The 3,337-nt window shown below is 68.6% G+C and carries 6 protein-coding genes; 4 read left to right on the top strand and 2 right to left on the bottom strand.

The genetic code is table 11. The features are described 5' to 3' along the window. Nucleotides 1-243 (top strand): hypothetical protein (locus tag VK923_10575; GenBank protein ID HSJ45113.1); only part of this gene is annotated, 243 nt, incomplete at its 5' end. Nucleotides 244-332: 89 nt separating this feature from the next. Here the strand turns inward: VK923_10575 and VK923_10570 are convergent. Together VK923_10570 and VK923_10565 are read right to left on the bottom strand one after the other, a co-directional pair. Continuing rightward, nucleotides 333-665: an acyl-CoA dehydrogenase C-terminal domain-containing protein gene (locus VK923_10570; GenBank protein HSJ45112.1), complete on the bottom strand. Its 333-nt coding sequence runs from the start codon at nt 663-665 to the stop codon at nt 333-335. Beyond that, the gene (locus tag VK923_10565; protein HSJ45111.1) at nt 607-999 is read right to left on the bottom strand and encodes an acyl-CoA dehydrogenase family protein; all 393 of its coding nucleotides are present in this window, start codon (nt 997-999) and stop codon (nt 607-609) included. The genes VK923_10570 and VK923_10565 overlap by 59 nt, the downstream gene beginning before the upstream one ends. Between VK923_10565 and VK923_10560 the strand changes: the two genes are divergently transcribed. From VK923_10560 to VK923_10550, 3 genes are all read left to right on the top strand, one after another. Further along, on the top strand, nt 938-1,156 hold the full coding sequence (locus tag VK923_10560; protein ID HSJ45110.1) for a GNAT family N-acetyltransferase: 219 nt from the start codon (nt 938-940) through the stop codon (nt 1,154-1,156). The two genes, VK923_10565 and VK923_10560, sit on opposite strands and share 62 nt — an antisense overlap. Before the next feature lie 258 nt (nt 1,157-1,414). After that, nucleotides 1,415-1,780, top strand: a complete 366-nt coding sequence (locus VK923_10555; GenBank protein HSJ45109.1) for a plastocyanin/azurin family copper-binding protein — start codon at nt 1,415-1,417, stop codon at nt 1,778-1,780. A gap of 9 nt (nt 1,781-1,789) precedes the next feature. Beyond that, nucleotides 1,790-3,337 (top strand): AarF/ABC1/UbiB kinase family protein (locus VK923_10550; protein HSJ45108.1); only part of this gene is annotated, 1,548 nt, incomplete at its 3' end.

Raw genomic sequence — 3,337 nt, 5'->3', positions numbered from 1 at the left:
CGCCTGCTGCGGACCGCCGCCAGGATCGGAGTCGGCGCGTCCGCCCGGTTCCTGCGCAAGCACCGCCGGCCGGTACTGCGGTTGATGCTGCCCCGCGGCTACCGGCCGGACGGGCTGATCCGGGAGCTGACATTGGAGCTGACGTCACCTCACCGCGCCGATGGGCTGCACGTTTACACGTTCAACAACCTGCGGGCCACCGAGGCGTGGCGGCAGCGACTGCTGGCGGAACTGACGGCGTGACGATCGATATCCCAACGGGCAACCTCGAGATCGCCAGGCGGGCTACGTCGGAGTCGATGTCGGAGGTCGCCGCGCGCCTGGTGGATCGGCTAGAGGGCGGCCTCGTCGAGTTCCATCAAGGTGTTGTCGGTGGTCTCGGCGATGGCGCGCTCGGCCGACAGTTTGGGCAGCACCTGCCGAGCGAAGAACTGGGCCGCGGCCACGTTGCCCTCGTAGAAGGACTGGTCGCTTGCGGGCAGGTCGCCGCCGAGCTTGTCCAACGCCACCGCCGCCTGCCGGATCACCAGCCACGCGACGACGAGGTCGCCGGTGGCCAGGAGTAGCCGGGTCGTGTTCTGGCCGACCTTGTAGACGTTGCGGATGTCACCGTTCTCGGCGTTCGGGTCGGACGACATCAGGAACCCGACCATCGCGCCGAGCATGCCCTGCACGTTCTGCAGCGCGGTCGCGAGCAGTTCCCGCTCGGACTTTGAGCCGGCCGCCGCCCAGCTCGGCTTCCAGCGTCTGCTGAATCTGCGTAGAGAGCCAGCCGATGGCCTGCCCCTTGTCCTTGATGATCTTGCGGAAGTAGAAATCCATACCCTGGATGGCCGTCGTGCCCTCGTACAGAGTGTCGATCTTGGCATCTCGGACGTACTGCTCGATCGGGTAGTCCTGCAGGAAACCCGAGCCGCCGCACTCCCACTTCGGTCCGCTGGCCGTCGATGCGCATCTCCAGGGCCGCGGGATCGGCTCGCGGCTGATGCGCGAGTACACGCGCCGGCTCGACGCCGCCGGGCAGCTGGGCTACCTCGAGACCGACAAGCCGGAGAACGTGGTGTTCTACCAGCGGCATGGATTCGTCGTGACCGGGGAGGCGCCGGTGCTCGGCAACCCGAACTGGTTCATGCACCGCGAGCCACGTCACCCGTAGACCGGACGGTTCGCCGTCTGGTCGACGTTTCTCGACGCCCCGACCTGAGTGGCGCGATGGCCACACCGCATCCTGGGACTGTGGAGCAGACTCGCCTGCCGCCTCGGGATGAGCAGGATGTGTCCTGAGCGGGCACTCCGGTGGTCCGCAGCCAAGGGTTGCGGCTTTCCGAGCCGAAGACGGGGGCCAGTCGGGTTCTGTTCCACGTCGATGTGGGCCTGACTGGTGATCACATCCCGTCATCGAGGAGAGCCGAGCATGATCGCTCGCCCGCACGACCGCACACATTACAGCCGTCGCCTTGTTCGCACGCTGCTGCTGTCGACGATGGTGATCGCACTCGGCGCCGGGTGCGCCGCCGGACGCGCCGCCGTCGCCGTCGAAGGCACCCAGGTGCGTGTCGTTGACAACGACTTCGAACCCTCCGTCCTGCAGGTCACGACCGGGGACACCGTCACCTGGACGTGGGAGGGGTCTCGTGACCACAACGTCGTGGGGGAGGCCTTCCAGAGCGAGACCCAAGCCAGCGGCACCTTTACGCACACGTTCGCGCAGCCTGGCACGTACCCGTACCAGTGCGCCCTGCACGCGGGCATGCGCGGCGAGATCATCGTCGCCGACTGACCTTGAACCATGAGTGATGCGCTGTGGGCGATCGCGGTCGCCGCGATGCTGGCAACGGCTGCCGCACGCGTCTCGGGGGTGCGCCTCGGTCTGCGCCGCGCGATAGCCGTAGGTGGTGCAGGTGTCGTCACGTTCGGGCTGGTCGGCGCCGCGCTGGACACCGAGTCCATGGGGCTGGCGAGCGTCGCGCTGATGGCGATCTCCGGCTTGCTGGCCGCCATGGCGACTGCCGCAGGCGCCGAACTGCTCGCACGCCCGGGGCCACGCGGCTCACATACGCCGAGGGCCCCGGTCCTTGCGTTGCGTGCTCGTGTGGCGCGGCTGCGCCGCTACGCGGAAGTGACCGCCATCGTGGCGCGCAACGGGTTGCCAACTCGGCGTCACGAGGACAGGACCGCGCGGCAGCTCGGCCCCGCGCTGGTCAACACGCTCCAGCAGGCAGGCGGGGTGTTCGTGAAGCTGGGGCAGCTGCTGTCCACGCGACCCGACCTGGTGTCACCAGACGTCGCCGCTCACCTCCGGCGGCTGCAGCAGGACGTCACCCGCATCCCCTACACCGAGGTTGCAAAGGTCATCGTCGAAGACCTCGGCGCATCCCCCGCCGAGCTGTTCACCGAGTTCAATCACGAGCCGGTTGCGGCGGCCTCCATCGCCCAGGTCCACCAGGCAACCCTTGTCGACGGCCGGCTCGTCGCCGTCAAGGTGCAGCGACCCGGTATCGCCGAGCAGGTACGCCGTGACCTGGACATCCTCGCGCGCCTCGCGGTGCGGCTGGAGCGCAGCGGTGCAGCCTGGGCGCGGGACATGCGTCTGGTCGATACGGTCAGGGGACTGACGGGTGCGGTTTCCGAGGAGCTCGACTTCGGCATCGAGGCCCGCAACGGAGAAGAACTGCGCGACGCCATCGTGCATCACCCCCGGATCCGCGTGCCAGTCGTGCATCGGGGTCTGAGCAGCCGGCGGGTGCTCGTCACCGACTGGGTGGAGGGCCGCAGCGTCGGTACCCTCACCACGGAGGATCTGCCGGCAGACGAGAGCAGGCAGCTGGCTACGGATGTGCTCCGCTGCATGCTCGACCAGCTGCTGGTGATCGGTACCTTCCACGCCGACCCCCACCCGGGGAACGTCGTTCTCACCTCAGACGGCGCGCTCGCGCTGCTCGACTTCGGCTCGGTAGGTCGGCTCAACCGTCACCAGACCACCGCACTGCTGAGCATGTTCATCGCCGTCGACCGACAGGATCCCGCCGGCCTCCGCGACGCGCTCGACGAGGTGACGATCGCGTCCGCACCGGTCGACGGCGTCCTGCTCGAGCGTGGCCTGGGTCAGGTCTTGGCGCAGCCGTTGGGGGCCGGCGGTGTCGACGCCGCCATGTTCGTGGCCGTGATGGCGATCATGAGGGACTTCCGCCTCGCGGTCGACCCCGTAGTTGCCGGCGCGCTCCGCGCGCTCGTCACGCTCGACGGGACCCTTCGCTCCGTGGCCGAGGGCTTCGACGTCGTTGAGGCATCCCGGCACCACGCTAGAGAGCTGTTGGTCACCGCCCAGACGGCGCCC

This window comes from Euzebyales bacterium (assembly GCA_035461305.1).
GTDB lineage: Bacteria > Actinomycetota > Nitriliruptoria > Euzebyales > JAHELV01 > JAHELV01.
The sequence above is the reverse complement of the archived record's forward strand: the minus strand, read 5'-3'. Positions and strand labels throughout refer to the sequence as shown.